Origin of the sequence: Shimia sp. R9_1 (genome assembly GCF_017743775.1) — a bacterium.
Classification (GTDB): Bacteria; Pseudomonadota; Alphaproteobacteria; order Rhodobacterales; family Rhodobacteraceae; genus Shimia.
The window spans coordinates 163,344-178,451 of the sequence record NZ_JAGHRN010000003.1; the positions used below are offsets into that span (position 1 = coordinate 163,344).

13 protein-coding genes are annotated in these 15,108 nt (G+C 59.4%); 10 read left to right on the forward strand and 3 right to left on the reverse strand.

What is annotated here, in order from left to right; genetic code table 11:
* Nucleotides 1-41 precede the first annotated feature (41 nt).
* The 10 genes from J7399_RS11790 to J7399_RS11835 all read left to right on the forward strand — a co-directional run bounded on the left by J7399_RS11790 (nucleotide 42) and on the right by J7399_RS11835 (nucleotide 11,680).
* Nucleotides 42-3,458 (forward strand): indolepyruvate ferredoxin oxidoreductase family protein, encoded by a 3,417-nt coding sequence (locus J7399_RS11790; protein ID WP_209086392.1) that lies wholly within the window; start codon nucleotides 42-44, stop codon nucleotides 3,456-3,458.
* Nucleotides 3,459-3,615: 157 nt separating this feature from the next.
* Nucleotides 3,616-4,494, forward strand: coding sequence for a lysophospholipid acyltransferase family protein (locus J7399_RS11795; RefSeq protein ID WP_209086394.1), 879 nt, complete (start codon nucleotides 3,616-3,618; stop codon nucleotides 4,492-4,494).
* A 19-nt stretch (nucleotides 4,495-4,513) separates the two neighbouring features.
* Nucleotides 4,514-5,326: a glutamate racemase gene (murI, locus tag J7399_RS11800; RefSeq protein ID WP_209086396.1), complete on the forward strand. Its 813-nt coding sequence runs from the start codon at nucleotides 4,514-4,516 to the stop codon at nucleotides 5,324-5,326.
* A gap of 139 nt (nucleotides 5,327-5,465) precedes the next feature.
* Complete coding sequence (argC, locus tag J7399_RS11805; protein ID WP_209086399.1) at nucleotides 5,466-6,494, forward strand: N-acetyl-gamma-glutamyl-phosphate reductase; 1,029 nt, start codon at nucleotides 5,466-5,468, stop codon at nucleotides 6,492-6,494.
* A gap of 27 nt (nucleotides 6,495-6,521) precedes the next feature.
* A complete protein-coding gene (gene ccmE, locus J7399_RS11810) occupies nucleotides 6,522-6,971 on the forward strand; it encodes a cytochrome c maturation protein CcmE (RefSeq protein ID WP_209062379.1) in 450 nt (149 codons plus the stop codon).
* A 147-nt stretch (nucleotides 6,972-7,118) separates the two neighbouring features.
* Nucleotides 7,119-7,730 carry a holin-associated N-acetylmuramidase gene (locus J7399_RS11815; protein ID WP_209062380.1) on the forward strand — a complete coding sequence of 204 codons (612 nt, stop codon included), beginning with the start codon at nucleotides 7,119-7,121 and terminating at the stop codon, nucleotides 7,728-7,730.
* Nucleotides 7,721-8,308, forward strand: coding sequence for a holin family protein (locus J7399_RS11820; protein ID WP_209062382.1), 588 nt, complete (start codon nucleotides 7,721-7,723; stop codon nucleotides 8,306-8,308). Before J7399_RS11815 ends, J7399_RS11820 begins: the two co-directional genes overlap by 10 nt.
* 74 nt (nucleotides 8,309-8,382) lie before the next feature.
* The gene (locus tag J7399_RS11825; RefSeq protein WP_209086401.1) at nucleotides 8,383-10,356 is read left to right on the forward strand and encodes a heme lyase CcmF/NrfE family subunit; all 1,974 of its coding nucleotides are present in this window, start codon (nucleotides 8,383-8,385) and stop codon (nucleotides 10,354-10,356) included.
* Nucleotides 10,357-10,364: 8 nt separating this feature from the next.
* Nucleotides 10,365-10,838, forward strand: a complete 474-nt coding sequence (locus tag J7399_RS11830; RefSeq protein WP_209086403.1) for a cytochrome c-type biogenesis protein — start codon at nucleotides 10,365-10,367, stop codon at nucleotides 10,836-10,838.
* A gap of 65 nt (nucleotides 10,839-10,903) precedes the next feature.
* Nucleotides 10,904-11,680, forward strand: coding sequence for an enoyl-CoA hydratase-related protein (locus J7399_RS11835; RefSeq protein WP_209086405.1), 777 nt, complete (start codon nucleotides 10,904-10,906; stop codon nucleotides 11,678-11,680).
* 53 nt (nucleotides 11,681-11,733) lie between these two features.
* Here the strand turns inward: J7399_RS11835 and J7399_RS11840 are convergent, their stop codons facing one another.
* From J7399_RS11840 to gltA, 3 genes are all read right to left on the reverse strand, one after another.
* The gene (locus J7399_RS11840; protein ID WP_209086407.1) at nucleotides 11,734-12,243 is read right to left on the reverse strand and encodes a DUF2087 domain-containing protein; all 510 of its coding nucleotides are present in this window, start codon (nucleotides 12,241-12,243) and stop codon (nucleotides 11,734-11,736) included.
* Between the two features lie 263 nt (nucleotides 12,244-12,506).
* The gene (locus tag J7399_RS11845; RefSeq protein ID WP_209086410.1) at nucleotides 12,507-13,367 is read right to left on the reverse strand and encodes a hypothetical protein; all 861 of its coding nucleotides are present in this window, start codon (nucleotides 13,365-13,367) and stop codon (nucleotides 12,507-12,509) included.
* A gap of 350 nt (nucleotides 13,368-13,717) precedes the next feature.
* On the reverse strand, nucleotides 13,718-15,013 hold the full coding sequence (gene gltA, locus J7399_RS11850) for a citrate synthase (protein ID WP_209078954.1): 1,296 nt from the start codon (nucleotides 15,011-15,013) through the stop codon (nucleotides 13,718-13,720).
* Nucleotides 15,014-15,108: the final 95 nt, after the last annotated feature.

Below are 15,108 nucleotides of genomic sequence, written 5' to 3' on the forward strand. Positions count from 1 at the left end.
CACCTATATTGGAAGAGACCGTCCAGCGAGGGGAGCGCAAGATGAGTATCCAAAAAGTATCCTTAAACGACCGGTTTGACCTGTCCAAAGACAGTGTGATGCTCAATGGCACGCAGGCGTTGGTGCGTTTGATGCTGATGCAGAAGGCGCGTGACGCGGAGGCGGGGCTGAACACGGCCGGGCATGTGACCGGGTATCGGGGCTCGCCGCTTGGGGCGGTCGACAGCCAGATGACCAAGGCTGAGAAGGTGCTGCGGGAGTCCGATGTGCTGTTTCAGGCCGGGTTGAACGAGGATCTGGCGGCCACCGCGCTGTGGGGGAGCCAGCAGGCTGAGCTGCGCGGGGAAGGCAAATTCGACGGGGTTTATGGCCTTTGGTACGGCAAGGGGCCGGGGGTGGATCGCACCGGCGATGTGATGCGCCACGCCAATATGGCGGGCACCTCCAAACACGGCGGCGTGCTGATGGCGATGGGGGATGACCACACGGGCGAGAGCTCGACCGTGCTGCACCAGTCGGAATGGGCGATGGTGGATGCCTATATGCCGGTTGTGTCCCCGGCGGGTGTGCAGGAGATCATGGATTTTGGCCTCTACGGCATTGCCCTAAGCCGCTTTGCCGGGGTCTGGGTTGGCCTGAAAACCATGAAAGACACGATTGAGGCCACCGCTGTTGTAAACGGTGATCCGCATCGTTTGAGCTTTGTAGAGCCTGAATTTGATATGCCCGAGGGAGGGCTGAACATCCGGCTTGCAGACACGCCACACGCGCAGGAAGCGCGGATGATCGACTACAAACGCTTTGCCGCGGAGGCCTTTAGTCGGGCCAACCGTATGGATAAGCGCGTTTGGGGCAAGCCAGGTGCGAAGATCGGCTTTGTTGCGGCGGGTAAGAACTGGCTCGACCTGGTGCATGCGCTCCAGCTTCTGGGCATAAACGAGGAGGAGGCCGCGCGGCTGGGGATCACCACCTATAAGGTGGGACAGACCTTCCCGATGGATATGACCACCTTTAACGAATGGGCCGAAGGTCTCGATCTGATTGTGGTTGTGGAAGAAAAGCGCAAACTGATTGAGATCCAGATCAAGGAGGCGATCTTTGATGATCGGCGCGGGCGTCGGGTCTATGGCTGGTACAAAGGCGGTGCGGGGCTGATGGGGCGCGAAGAGCTGTTCCCGACACGCGGCGCGCTGGACCCGATCATGATTGCCGAAAAGCTGGGTGAGATCCTGATTGAGGAAGGGCGCGGCACCGATGCGGTGAAGGCTGGGATGAACACGCTGCTGGAGGCCAAGCGCTCTGACAATGCTGAGGATATTGCGGTGCGCACGCCGTGGTTCTGTTCGGGCTGTCCGCACAACACCTCCACGAAAGTGCCGGAGGGCAGCCGCGCCTATGCAGGGATTGGCTGTCACTATATGGTGCAGTGGATGGATCGGGAAACCACCGGCTACACCCATATGGGGGGCGAAGGTGCGAACTGGGTAGGCGAAGCGCCGTTTTCCAAAACCAAACATGTGTTCCAGAACCTTGGGGATGGCACCTATAACCACTCCGGCATTCAGGCGATCCGCGCGGCCATGGCGGCGGGCACCAACATCACCTACAAAATCCTGTTCAACGACGCGGTGGCGATGACCGGTGGGCAGACCAATGAGGGCGATTTGAGCCCGCAGAGGATTGCCAGTGAACTGCGCGCCATCGGGGTGCAGGATCTGGCTGTGGTCTATGATGAAAAGGAAGAGGTGGATCAGAGCCTGTTCCCAAGCGGCATCAGCTTTCATGAGCGCGCCAACCTTAAGTCGGTTGAAAAGAAGTTTCGTGATATCAATGGTGTAACGGCGATTGTTTACGTGCAGACCTGCGCCAGTGAAAAGCGTCGCCGCCGCAAACGGGGCGCGTTCCCGGATCCGGATCGGCGGGTGTTCATCAACACCGATGTCTGCGAAGGCTGCGGGGATTGCGGGGTGCAATCCAACTGTATCTCGATTGAGCCGGTGGAAACCGAGCTGGGGCGCAAGCGCAAGATCAATCAATCCAGCTGCAACAAAGATTTCAGCTGTCTCAATGGGTTCTGCCCGTCTTTTGTGACCGTGGAAGGCGCAAAAATCCGCAAGGCGGCAACCACGGCGGTGGATCTGCCGGAGATGCCGACGCCAAAGCTCGCTCAGATCAACGGCACCCATAATGTGGTGATCACCGGTGTTGGCGGCACGGGGGTGGTGACCATCGGTGCGATCCTGTCTCAGGCAGCACAGATCGACGGCAAGGCTGCCGCGATGATGGAAATGGCGGGGCTGGCCCAGAAGGGTGGCGCGGTGCATATCCATTGCCGGATTGCTGAAAGCAGCGATGACATCAGCGCGGTGCGTGTGGCCACGGGGGAATGCGATGCGCTGATCGGCGGTGATCTGGTGGTGAGTGCCGGGGCAAAAACTCTTGGTCTGACCAGCACCGGACGCACCGGGGCTGTGGTCAACAGCCATGAGATCATCACCGGCGATTTCACGCAGAATACCGAATTCAAACTGCCCAGCGGGCGGCTTGAGGTGGCGCTTCAGGCGCGGCTGCGGGAACAGCTGAGTATGTTTGATGCCTCAGAACTGGCGCGGGTCGTGCTGGGGGATGGGATCTTCTCCAACATGATGATTTTTGGCGCGGCCTGGCAGCAGGGTCTTGTGCCGCTAAGCCATGAGGCGATTACGTCCGCGATTGAGCTGAACGGGGCGGCAGTTGAGAAAAACCAACGCGCCTTTGAAGTGGGTCGCTGGGCGGTGCTCTATCCGGAGGATGCAGAGGCTTTGCTAACCCCGAAAGTGGTGCAGATGCCCAAGAGTCTTGAGGAAAAAATCTCCTTACGTGCGGATCATCTGGTGAAATACCAGAACAAGCGCCTTGCGAAGCGATACCGCAAGCTGGTGGACAGCGTGTCTGACAAGCGTCTGAAGGAAGCGGTGGCAAAAGGCTATCATAAGCTGTTGTCTTATAAGGATGAATATGAGGTGGCGCGCCTGCATCTGGAGAGCCGTGCCAAGGCTGAAGAGGTGTTTGAGGGGGATTTCACCATGAAATTCCACCTGTCACCGCCCACACGGGCGAAGATGGGTGCCAATGGCCGGCCGGAAAAATCGGAGTTTGGCCCCAAAACTCTGCGTCTCTTTAAGCTGCTTGCGAAACTCAAAGGCTTGCGCGGCACGCCGCTGGATCTGTTTGGCCGTACAGAAGAACGCAAGATGGAGCGCGCGCTGATCAAGCAATATGAATCGGATATGGCGATGGTGATCGCGGAGCACGGCGAAAACCCGCATGAGGCGGCTGTGGCGCTGGCGGCATTGCCGCTGCAAATCCGCGGCTTTGGTCCGGTGAAGCAGGAAAACGAGGCCAAGGCAGCGAAACGGCGCGAGGAGCTTTTGGCGGCGCTGCGGGATGGCGATGAGATGAAAGCGGCGGCGGAATAGGATCGCGATCCATCACTTTAGGAAATGAGACGCCTGCCGCTTTTGCGGTGGGCGTTTTTTGTGGCTGCGCCAATTTTCGCAAGGCTCAAGCAAAGGGGTTAAAAAACTGTCGCATATCTGACATATGATGCGCGGACACAGAGACCAGAGAAGACCCATGCCGTCCAAACGCCAAGTTGCCCGCGACATCAGTTATGCTTACTCCGCACAGACCCGCAGCGGTCGTGCGATGATCCGTGTGATGGAGAACGCCACGGGGCGGCTGCGCCTGATTAAGCGCGCTGAGGGTTATGAGACGGAAGTGGCTGCGGGGCGGGATTTCTGGGCGGTGATGCGCGAGCGCTATGGGCTGTCGCTGGATGTGGTGGGCGGGAGCCTCACCAATATTCCCAAAACCGGCCCGCTGATCATGATCGCCAACCACCCTTACGGGATTCTTGACGGGCTGATGATGGGCAATATCCTCAGCCAGACGCGCGGCGATTTCCGCATTCTGGCGCATCAGGTGTTTCTCAAGGCCGAAGACCTCAACCGCGTCATTCTGCCGGTCAGCTTTGATGAGACCAAAGAGGCGGTGAAACAGAATCTGGAAACCCGCAAGACCGCGCTGAATTACCTGAAAGAGGGCGGGGCCATCGGGATTTTCCCCGGCGGTACGGTCAGCACGGCAGAGACACCTTTTGGCACGCCGCTTGATCCCGGCTGGCGCGGGTTTACCGCGCGGATGGTGGCGAAATCGGAGGCCACCGTGGTGCCTGTGTTCTTTGACGGGCACACCAGCCGCCTGTTTCAGATCGCCAGCCATCTGCATTACACGCTGCGCATGGGCTTTCTGATCCGGGAGTTCAAAAAGCGGGTGGATACGCCGGTGCGCGTGGTGATTGGTGAACCGATTGACCGTAATGCGATCAACAGCCGCGCCAAAGACACTAAGGCGCTCATGGACTTTCTGCGAGACAGCACTTATTCTCTTTCTCCCAAGCCCATTGCCAATTTTGGCTATGGATTTGAGTTTGAAGAAAAATACCGCGCCTGATCGCGGATAGAGGTGTGTTGTGGCAGTTGGGATTTTTGACAGTGGTCTGGGCGGTCTGACCGTTTATGACGCGGTGAGCAAGCGCTTGCCGGAGGTGCCGATTGTGTATTTCGGCGATAATGCGCATGCGCCTTACGGGGTGCGCGATGCAGATGATGTGTATGATCTGACCACCAAGGCGGTGGAGCGGATGTGGGAAGCGGGCTGCGATCTGGTGATCCTCGCCTGTAACACCGCAAGCGCGGCCGCGTTGCGCCGTATGCAGGAAAGCTGGGTGCCGACGGACAAGCGGGTGCTGGGCGTTTTTGTGCCGCTGATTGAGGCGTTGACCGAGCGCAGCTGGGGCGACAACTCTCCGCCGCGCGAAGTGGATGTGCAGCATGTGGCATTGTTTGCGACACCGGCCACCGTGGCAAGCCGCGCGTTTCAGCGCGAGCTGGCGTTCCGCGCGATTGGCGTGGATGTGGAGGCACAGGCCTGTGGCGGCGTGGTGGATGCCATTGAAGACGGAGATATGATCCTGGCCGAGGCGCTGGTGCGCAGTCACGTTGATGCTCTGAAGCGCAAAATGCCCGAGCCGCAGGCGGCGATCCTGGGCTGCACCCATTACCCGATCATGCATGACACCTTCCAAGATGCTTTGGGCGCAGGGGTAAAAGTGTATAGTCAGGCCAATCTGGTGGCAGAATCACTGGCGGATTATCTGGAGCGGCACCCAACCATGATCGGGACGGGCGAAAAAAATATGTTCCTGACCACAGGCGACGTGCGCAAGGTCTCTGACCGGGCGACGCAGTTTTTGCGACGACGAATTACCTTTGAATCGGCCTAACACCCGATCGTGAAGAGAGCCACATGCGACCTGCGGGCGCAGGCTCTCGCAAAACCCCCGATTTTTGATTATTTACCCCGCAGGTGACGGGGTGGCCGGCTGAACAGCTGTGGCCAACAACAGGAAAGAGGTCTTTGAGATGACCCATAAAATCGCAATTCTTGGCGCCAGTGGCTATACCGGAGCCGAATTGGTGCGTTTGATCGCCACCCATCCGAGCATGGAGATTGTGGCCCTGTCCGCAGATCGCAAGGCAGGTATGGAGATGTCTGCGGTGTTCCCGCATCTGCGCCATCTGGAGTTGCCGACCCTGTGCAAGATCGACGAGATTGATTTTGCTGATGTGGATCTGTGTTTCTGCGCCTTGCCGCACGCGACTTCTCAGAAGGTTATCAAGGCTTTGCCTTCTGGAGTTAAGGTTGTGGATCTGAGCGCGGATTTCCGTCTGCGCGACCCGGAAGAATACGCCAAATGGTATGGCGGCCAGCATGATGCGCTCGAAATACAGCAAGAGGCTGTCTATGGCCTCACCGAATTTTACCGCGAAGAGATCAAGGCGGCGCGGATTGTGGCCGGTACCGGCTGCAACGCGGCAACCGGACAGTTTGCGCTGCGCCCGCTGATTGAAGCGGGTGTGATTGATCTCGATCAGATCATTCTGGACCTGAAATGTGCAGTATCCGGCGCAGGGCGGTCCTTGAAAGAGAACCTGCTGCATGCGGAGCTGAGCGAAGGCTACCATGCCTATGCCATTGGCGGCACGCACCGGCATCTGGGCGAGTTCGATCAGGAATTCTCCAAGATTGCGGGGCGCGAGGTGAAGGTACAGTTCACCCCGCATCTGGTGCCTGCAAACCGGGGCATTCTGGCGACGGTGTACGTGCAGGGGGATCCGGCGGAGATCCATGCGACCCTCGCGGCGGCCTATGGCGATGAGCCGTTCATCGAGGTTCTGCCCTTTGGCGAAGCGCCGAGCACGCGCCATGTGCGGGGCTCCAACTTCTGCCATATCGGCGTGACCGGAGACCGGATCGAGGGGCGCGCGATTGTGATTGCGGCGTTGGACAACCTGACCAAAGGGTCCAGCGGGCAGGCGTTGCAAAACGCCAACCTGATGTTGGGAGAAGAGGAAACCGCCGGCCTGATGCTGGCGCCTTGCTTCCCGTAAAATGCGCTGTGGCGCGGGAGACTAAAAATGAAGAGCCTGAAAAAGCAACGTCGGATCCAGGTGATCATCCTGACCTTCGTAGCCATGATCGTATCCACCGCTTTGATCGGCTATGCGATGCGAGATGGGATCAATTTCTTCCGCTCACCTTCTCAGGTGCTTGAAGAGCCGCCTGCGGCCAACGAAGTGTTCCGCATTGGCGGGCTGGTTGAGGATGGTACACTGGTGCGGGCTGACGGCGAAACCGTACGGTTTTCCGTAACAGATGGCGGTGCGTCGGTGCCTGTGACCTTCACCGGCATCCTGCCGGATCTGTTCAAAGAGAACGAGGGCATGGTGGGCACAGGCTCTTATGTGGACGGTGTGTTTGTGGCGACGGAAATCCTCGCCAAACACGATGAGACCTATATGCCCAAAGAGGTGGTGGACGCGCTGAAAGAGCAGGGCGTATATCAGGAGCCGGAAAGCGAAGGCTGACCGCAGCCCCTTTCAACAGAGATTTGAACCCGCAGGTCTGACGGCTTGCGGGTTTTTCTATGCGCGCAACAGCAGCGTGCGGCGGGCTTAGAGGGGCTTAACGCAGGCGTGCCAGCTTGGCCGTGTCAGGCACAGGAGGGCGACAGAATGTTGAATGTGCAGCAAATCGCGCGGGAGATCGTGGCCCGCGAAGGGGGTTTTGTGGATGATCCGGATGATCCGGGCGGGGCGACCAAATTTGGCGTGACCATCCATACGGCGCGGCGGCTTGGGTTGGACAAAGACGGGGATGGCGATGTGGATGTAGCAGACATTCGTGCGCTCACCCGGGAAGATGTGGAACGGGTTTTTCTGAAACACTACTATGAGGCCCCGGGGATCAGCAGTTTGCCGGAGGTTTTGCAAGCCTCAGTCTTTGACATGTATGTCAATGCAGGCGGCAATGCGGTGAAAATTCTGCAGCGGTTGCTTGTGCAGATGGGACAGCAGGTCACGGTGGACGGGCAGATTGGCCCGCAGACCATTGCCGCCTGTGAGGCCGCTGCCGCGCTGGCGCCGCATCATCTTGCCGATGCTTACGGGGTGGCACGGCGGAACTATTATTTCCGGCTGGCGGATCTGCGCCCCAAATCGCGCAAATATGCGCGCACGCGGGCAGGCCATAAGGGGGGGTGGATCAAGCGGGCGGAGGAGTTCATCTCGCCCCGATATCACCTGAGTGCGGAGGAGTTTCAGAAACGGGTGGCGTCATGGGGCTGATTGAACGGGCGCTGTCCTTTGTGTTTGGCGGCGGGCGCAATGTGATTGCGGAGACCGCAGAGGTGTTTCGGGAGAACGCGGAAGCAGGGGCGCAGCGGGCGCAGGACGTGCAGATCGCGGCGATGCAGAGCCATGCGGAAGAGTTCCGGACGGTTGACCGCGGGGTGTTTGACCGGCTGATGGACGGGATCAACCGCGTGCCGCGCCCGGCCATGGCAATCGGCTGTCTGGCGCTGTTTGTGGCGGCCATGGTGGATCCGGTGTGGTTTGCGGCGCGCATGACCGGTATTGCGCTGGTGCCTGATCCGATGTGGTGGCTGTTGGGCGTGATTGTGAGTTTCTACTTTGGCGCGAGGCATCAGGCGAAAGGGCAGGAATTTCAACGCAGTATGTCGCAGAACTTGAAGCAGGTGCCGCAGGTTGTGGAGGCCATTGAGACGTTGGAAAACATCCAGAAACGAGAGGACGATGCAGGCGCGGACGAGCGGGCAGACGCCCGTGCGCCAAAGCAGAGTGCAGAGGGGCCGGAAGGCCTGAAGAACCCTGTCCTAGATGATTGGCGCAAAACGGCAGGCTGAGGGCGCGACAATCTGGACCGAGATTTACGCCGAATTGCATTGGACCCTTGGGGAGGCAGGTCTATATAGACGCCATGATAGTAGAGCTCGGCCATTTCGCACTGATCCTAGCCGCCGTCACCGCCGTGGTGCAGGCAATCGTTCCTCTTGTTGGCGCGCATAAGCGATGGCCCGGTTGGATGGCTGTGGCCGAACCGGCTGCGGGCTTGCAGTTTCTGTTCACAGGCTTCTCATTTGCGGCGCTGACCTATGCCTTTGTGGTGTCTGATTTCTCCGTGCAGCTGGTGGTGAGCAACTCCCACACGCTGAAGCCCATGCTCTATAAAGTGAGCGGTGTCTGGGGGAACCATGAGGGCTCCATGCTGCTCTGGGTGTTTATTCTGACCATCTTTGGCGCCTGTCTGGCGTGGTTTGGCGGCAATCTGCCGGCAACCCTGCGCGCCCGCGCTTTGGCGGTGCAAGCCTCTGTTGCGGTTGCGTTTTTTGCCTTTATCCTTCTGACCTCCAACCCGTTTTTGCGGATGGATGTGGTGCCGTTTGACGGTGGTGATCTGAACCCGCTTCTGCAGGACGTGGGCCTCGCGCTGCACCCGCCGTTCCTCTATCTGGGCTACGTGGGACTGAGCATGGCGTTCTCCTTTGCGATTGCCGCGCTACTTGAAGGCCGTGTGGATGCGGCCTGGGGGCGCTGGGTGCGGCCCTGGACGTTGGCGGCCTGGGTGTTTCTGACCATTGGCATCGCGCTTGGCTCCTGGTGGGCCTATTACGAGCTGGGCTGGGGCGGCTTCTGGTTCTGGGATCCGGTGGAAAACGCCTCCTTCATGCCATGGCTTCTGGCGGCGGCGCTGCTGCACTCCGCCATTGTGGTGGAAAAACGTGAATCGCTGAAAAGCTGGACGATCCTGCTCGCGATCATGGCGTTCAGCTTCTCCCTGATCGGGACCTTCATTGTGCGCTCCGGTGTGATTACCTCCGTGCATGCCTTTGCCAATGACCCGGAGCGCGGTGTGTTCATTCTGGCCATTTTGGCGGTGTTCACCGGCGGCGGGCTGACCCTGTTTGCGGCACGGGCCGGGGCGATGGAAGCCAAGGGCGTGTTTGGTGTGGTGAGCCGGGAAACCGCGCTGGTGCTCAACAATATCCTGCTGGCGGTGTCCTGTTTTGTGGTCTTTATCGGCACCATCTGGCCGCTGGTGAGCGAGCTTGCCTTTGCCCGCAAGTTGAGCGTGGGCCCGCCCTTCTTCAATATGGCATTCACACCTTTCATGGTGCTGCTGGGTGCGATCCTTCCAATTGGGGCGATGCTGCCGTGGAAGCGGGCCAAGCTTGGTAAGGCGATGAAGCCGTTGATGCCTGCATTGATGCTGGCGTTTGCGCTGGCCGGGCTGGTCTGGGCGATGCAGAGCGGACGGTCGCTTCTGGGGCCGGTTGGGCTGTTCCTTGGCGCATGGCTGGTCTTTGGTTCGGCGACGGATCTGCTCTCCCGCACCGGACGCGGCGATCTGAAGGCTCGATTGGGCCGGATGACGCGGCTTCCGCGTGCGGATTGGGGCAAGGCGGTGGCCCATGCGGGGCTTGGCGTGACCATGTTTGGCGTTGCCGGTCTGATGGCCTGGGAGCAGGAAGACATCCGTGTGGCGCAGCTCAATGAGCCATACACCGTCGGCGCGTTTGAGATCACGCTCGAGAATGTGCGTGATGTGGAAGGGCCGAACTATCTGAGCACCATGGCGGATATTCGGGTGCGCAGCGGTGGCCGAGAAATCGCCATGCTGCATCCGGAAAAGCGGGTCTATCCGATAGCGGGGATGCCAACCACCGAGGCGTCGATTGATTATCGCGTGCTGCGGGATGTGTATCTGGCGCTTGGCGATGAACAGCTGGGCGGGGCCTATACGGTGCGCACCTATATCAAGCCCCTGACCAACTGGATCTGGATGGGATCGTTCCTGATGGCGCTTGGCGGCTGTCTGAGCCTGAGTGACCGGCGTTATCGCGTGGCTGCGGGCGCGCGCAAAGCGCCAAGCGGCGGTGTGCCGGCGGAATGAGGTTTGAGATGTTGAACGCCCTACGCAAATTCGGAGCCGCATTGACCCTGGCGATGCTGGTGGCAGGACCAAGCGCGGCTGTGCAGCCTGATGAGGTCTTGGCCGATCCCGTTCTGGAAGAGCGCGCGCGGGAAATTTCCAAGGATTTGCGGTGCCTTGTGTGCCGCAATGAGAGCATTGACGAAAGCAACGCGCAGCTGGCGCGTGATCTGCGCCTGTTGGTGCGCGAGCGCCTTGTGGCTGGGGACAGCAACGAAGGCGTGGTGGATTTTGTGGTGGAGCGTTACGGCGAATATGTGTTGCTGCGGCCGCGCACCACCGGCTCCAACCTCGTGCTTTATCTGGCGGGTCCGGCGATGCTGATCATCGCGCTTGGCATGGGGCTGGCCTATGCGCGGCGGCGCTCTCAGGCGCGTGCGCCGACCGAACGCAAGCTCAGCGCCGAAGAGGCGGCCCGATTAAAGGAAATCCTTGAAGACTGACGCAAATTCCCCCTTGAGGAACCGCACAATTTAGCGATGAATTGTCGGGGAGAGGGAGAAACTTCATGGATTATCAGACGATCACTTATGCCGTAGAGGACGGCGTGGCCGTGATCACGTTCAATCGGCCTGAGACGTTGAACGCGATGACGCAGCAAATGCGTGCGGAAATCACAGATGCCATCATTGCCGCCGGTGAAACTGCGCGCGTGCTGGTGCTGACCGGCGCGGGGGGCGCGTTTTGTTCCGGACAGGATCTGGGGGACGGTGCAAATGCCGCGCATGTGGATCTGGAGCGCACGCTGCGGGACGAATACATGCCGATGCTGCGCGCGCTGCGCGATCTGTCGATCCCGACCATCAGCGCGGTGAACGGGGCAGCTGCCGGGGCGGGGGCCAATCTGGCGCTGGCGGCGGATGTGGTGATCGCGGCGGAGAGCGCCTACTTCCTGCAGGCCTTCAGCCGGATTGGATTGATGCCGGACGCAGGCGGCACCTATGAGCTGCCGCGTCGCATGGGCACCGCCAAAGCCATGGGTGCCGCGCTTTTTGGTGAGCGCATTTCTGCCACGCAGGCAGATCAATGGGGGATGATCTGGGAAGCGGTGCCGGATGAGGGTTTTGAGGCCCATTGGCAGGCGCGCGCGAAGCATTTGGCGAGTGGCCCGACGCTGGCCTACAAAGAAATCAAACGCGCCATTCAGGAAAGCTCGGCCAACGACTGGACCAAGCAGATGGAGCAGGAAGCCAAGCGGCAGGGCAAGCTTGGCAAGACCCGCGATTTTCAGGAAGGCGTGGTGGCCTTTCTGCAAAAGCGCCCCGCGCAATATGAGGGGCGCTAAAGTCTGTTACCCCACGCCCGCCATAGACGGTGGCATGGGGAGCAGAGCGGCATTCAGCGTTCTTTGAGACGTCGCATGAGGGCCAGCGCTTCGGGTGTTGGCCTTTGTTCTATGCGGCGGTAGATGCGGCCATCAATGGTGCGCTCGGCCAGCTTGTGATCGATCAGGGACCGGCGGAGAAGAACGTAATCGTCAAAGGCCAGCCCGTCTTTCAGGACGGTATTGACCTCTTTTTCGCTGAGATCCTGATGGGCGGGCAGGCGCGCCCAGAAGGGCCAGAGGCAGAGGCCCTGCACCTTGGTCCATTTGGGCCAGCGAAACATCCTGCCCTCTTCGTCAAACACCCGTAGGGCGCGTTTGAGGGCCAGTTCGTCCAGCGCAGGCGGTGCTTTGGCGGCGGCCTTGCGCAGGTGCTGATGGTTCTGAAATCCGGCGGCCTTGGCCACAAGACCCATCATGGCCGCATGGCCGGGCAGGGCGTCTTGCCCTGCAAGAGAACGGCGCAGCTGTTTGGTGAAGGCCGAAACATCGGCCACATATAGCGGGGTCACGTCTTTGGACATGAGCGCATCCTTTTGGCTGGCGTGTGTCCCGAGAGGCAAAAAGCTCAAGCCGGGGTCGATGGCCGCCCTTATCGACGACACGCGCAAAAGCATGCTGTCGGCTCATAAAATCGCAGGTTTAGCAAAGTCAGACTGACCGGCGGCGCCTGGGTGAACTGCGGACCCTGACGCCACCCTAGTCATCGCGCCAAACGCATGCAACGGGTTTTGCGCGTGGCAGACCGCAAGAGGTTCCCTGCGGCCTGATGTTTTGATTGGGGCTGTTAGGCTACGGTCAGAACCACATCGGATACGTCCAAGCCTGCCGCATCGCCTGCGATACGTGCCATCACCACACCATTGGCCAGAACCTGGGTTTCGCCTCCAGTACGCTCAAGGGTGATGGTCGGTGACGGTTGATCATCTTCATACAGAACGGAAAGAACATCTTCGTTTGCATCAAAATCGGTGATCAGCGGGGCATCCTCGTCAATCCATTGCCCGATTTGAAACAGGTCCTTTCCTTCGCCGCCAGTTGCGGTATCCCCTTCGCCGAGCAGAATCTCGTCGTTGCCGCCGCCGCCGTTTAGCACATTGGCTTCTTTTTCCGTTGGCTCCTCGAACTCGATCGGACCTGAAGCGGCACGATCTCTGTAGACATCGCCAATCTCGATTTCGCGGTTCGAGATGTCGGCGCCTATGAGTAAGTCGTTGCCCGCGCCACCGTTGAGTGTATCGTTTCCAGAATACCCGCGTAGAGTGTCATTGCCCCCGCCACCGCTCAGGAGGTCGTTGCCTTCGCCTCCGGCTAGAACGTCGTCGTCCAAGTCGCCGCGCAGGGTGTCATCTCCGGTGAAGCCGAACAGGTAATCTCGTCCTTGACCGCCATCGAGCGTGTCATTACCGCCCTCACCAGAAAGGATGTCGTGGCCAGATGTGCCCGAAATTGCGTTATCGCTGTCGTTGCCCTCACGCAGCAGGCCGGTTTCACCCTTATCTTCGCCTTCGGTCACCCCAATTAGGGTGTCGGAAACCGCTTCATCACCCTCACCTTCGCTTTCGATCATACCAATTTCGCCATCATCATCGTCGCTGATTAATCCGCCAGCAGCCAGTCCGACCAGCAGAAGGCTCAACATCCACATTCTAAAATCTCCAAACAAACAGGCGCAAATGGCGCCGGGGTATGCCTATGATGTCTCCGAACGGGCGCGCCTCTCTTGGCCCGGAGGCCGCTGCAAACCACCGTCAGTGCCGTTGGCACCGTGATGGTTTGGCTGGGATCTCTCACAGGGCACAGGGCACAGGGCACAGGGACAGGAGGTTGGCCCGCTCAGGTAATATCTAGGGATGACTTGCACGTTAAACGTGTCAAAAATTGGACTTAAATTTTACATTTCTCACACCCATAAGGCGATCTCAGCAAACCGTTGATGCAAAAGAAAACGCGCCGAAAAGGATCGGCGCGTTTGAAAATGTCTGGCTGTGCTGTCGCTTAGCGGTTTTCGATGTCCACGTAGCCACGCACGTCTTCGCCGAGGTACAGCTGGCGCGGACGGCCGATTTTGTGGGCTGGATCGGACAGCTGTTCTTTCCACTGGGAGATCCAGCCAACTGTCCGGGACAGGGCGAAGATCGGGGTGAACATGGAGGTCGGGAAGCCCATCGCCTCCAGAATGATGCCGGAGTAGAAGTCCACGTTTGGGAAGAGCTTCTTGTCCTTGAAGTACGGGTCGTTCAGAGCGATGTGCTCGAGCTCTTTGGCGACCTGCAGCAGCGGGTTGTCTTCGACGCCCAGCAGCTCCAGCACTTCGTCGGCGCTTTCTTTCATCACAGTCGCGCGTGGGTCCATGTTTTTGTAAACACGGTGACCAAAGCCCATCAGACGGAACGGGTCGTTCTTGTCTTTGGCGCGGGCGATGAATTCCGGGATGCGATCCACGGAGCCGATTTCTTTCAGCATTTCCAGGCAGGCCTGGTTTGCGCCGCCATGTGCCGGACCCCAGAGGCAGGCGATGCCCGCTGCGATACAGGCAAATGGGTTTGCACCGGAAGAAGAAGCCAGACGCACGGTGGAGGTCGATGCGTTCTGCTCGTGGTCGGCGTGCAGGGTGAAGATACGGTCCATCGCGCGGGACAGGATCGGGTTCACCTCATAGTCTTCGGCAGGCACGGCAAAGCACATGCGCAGGAAGTTGGAGGCGTAGTCCAGATCGTTGCGTGGGGACACAAACGGCTGACCGATGGTGTATTTATAGGCCATCGCCGCGATGGTTGGCATCTTTGCGATCAGACGGTGGGACGCGATCTCGCGCTGGCGCGGGTCGTTGATGTCGGTGCTGTCGTGATAGAAGGCAGACATTGCGCCAACCACACCCACCATGATCGCCATCGGGTGCGCGTCGCGGCGGAAGCCGCGGAAGAAGTTCACCATCTGCTCGTGCAGCATGGTGTGATGCGTGATGGTGTTCTCGAATTCTTCCAGCTCGGTTGCGGTTGGCAGGGTACCGTAAAGCAGCAGGTAGCAGACTTCGAGGTAGTGGGATTTGCCCGCCAGATCACCGATTGCATAGCCGCGGTGGGTCAGAATGCCTTCTTCGCCGTCGATATAGGTGATGGTGGATTCACAGGAGGCTGTGGAGGTGAAACCCGGGTCATAGGTGAACACACCGGCTTGGCCGTAAAGTTTGCGGATATCCAGCACATCCGGGCCGGAGGTGGGAGAATAGACCGGCAAGTCGTAGGACGCACCATCAATGGTGAGCGTCGCGGTTTTCTGTGTCTCGGACATGGCTGTTTCCCTTCTTATCGAGCCGGGGACACGGAGTGCCCCGGCAGCTTTGTCTTCGCAGCGGATTAAAGTGGCGTAAACGCCACTAAAACCGT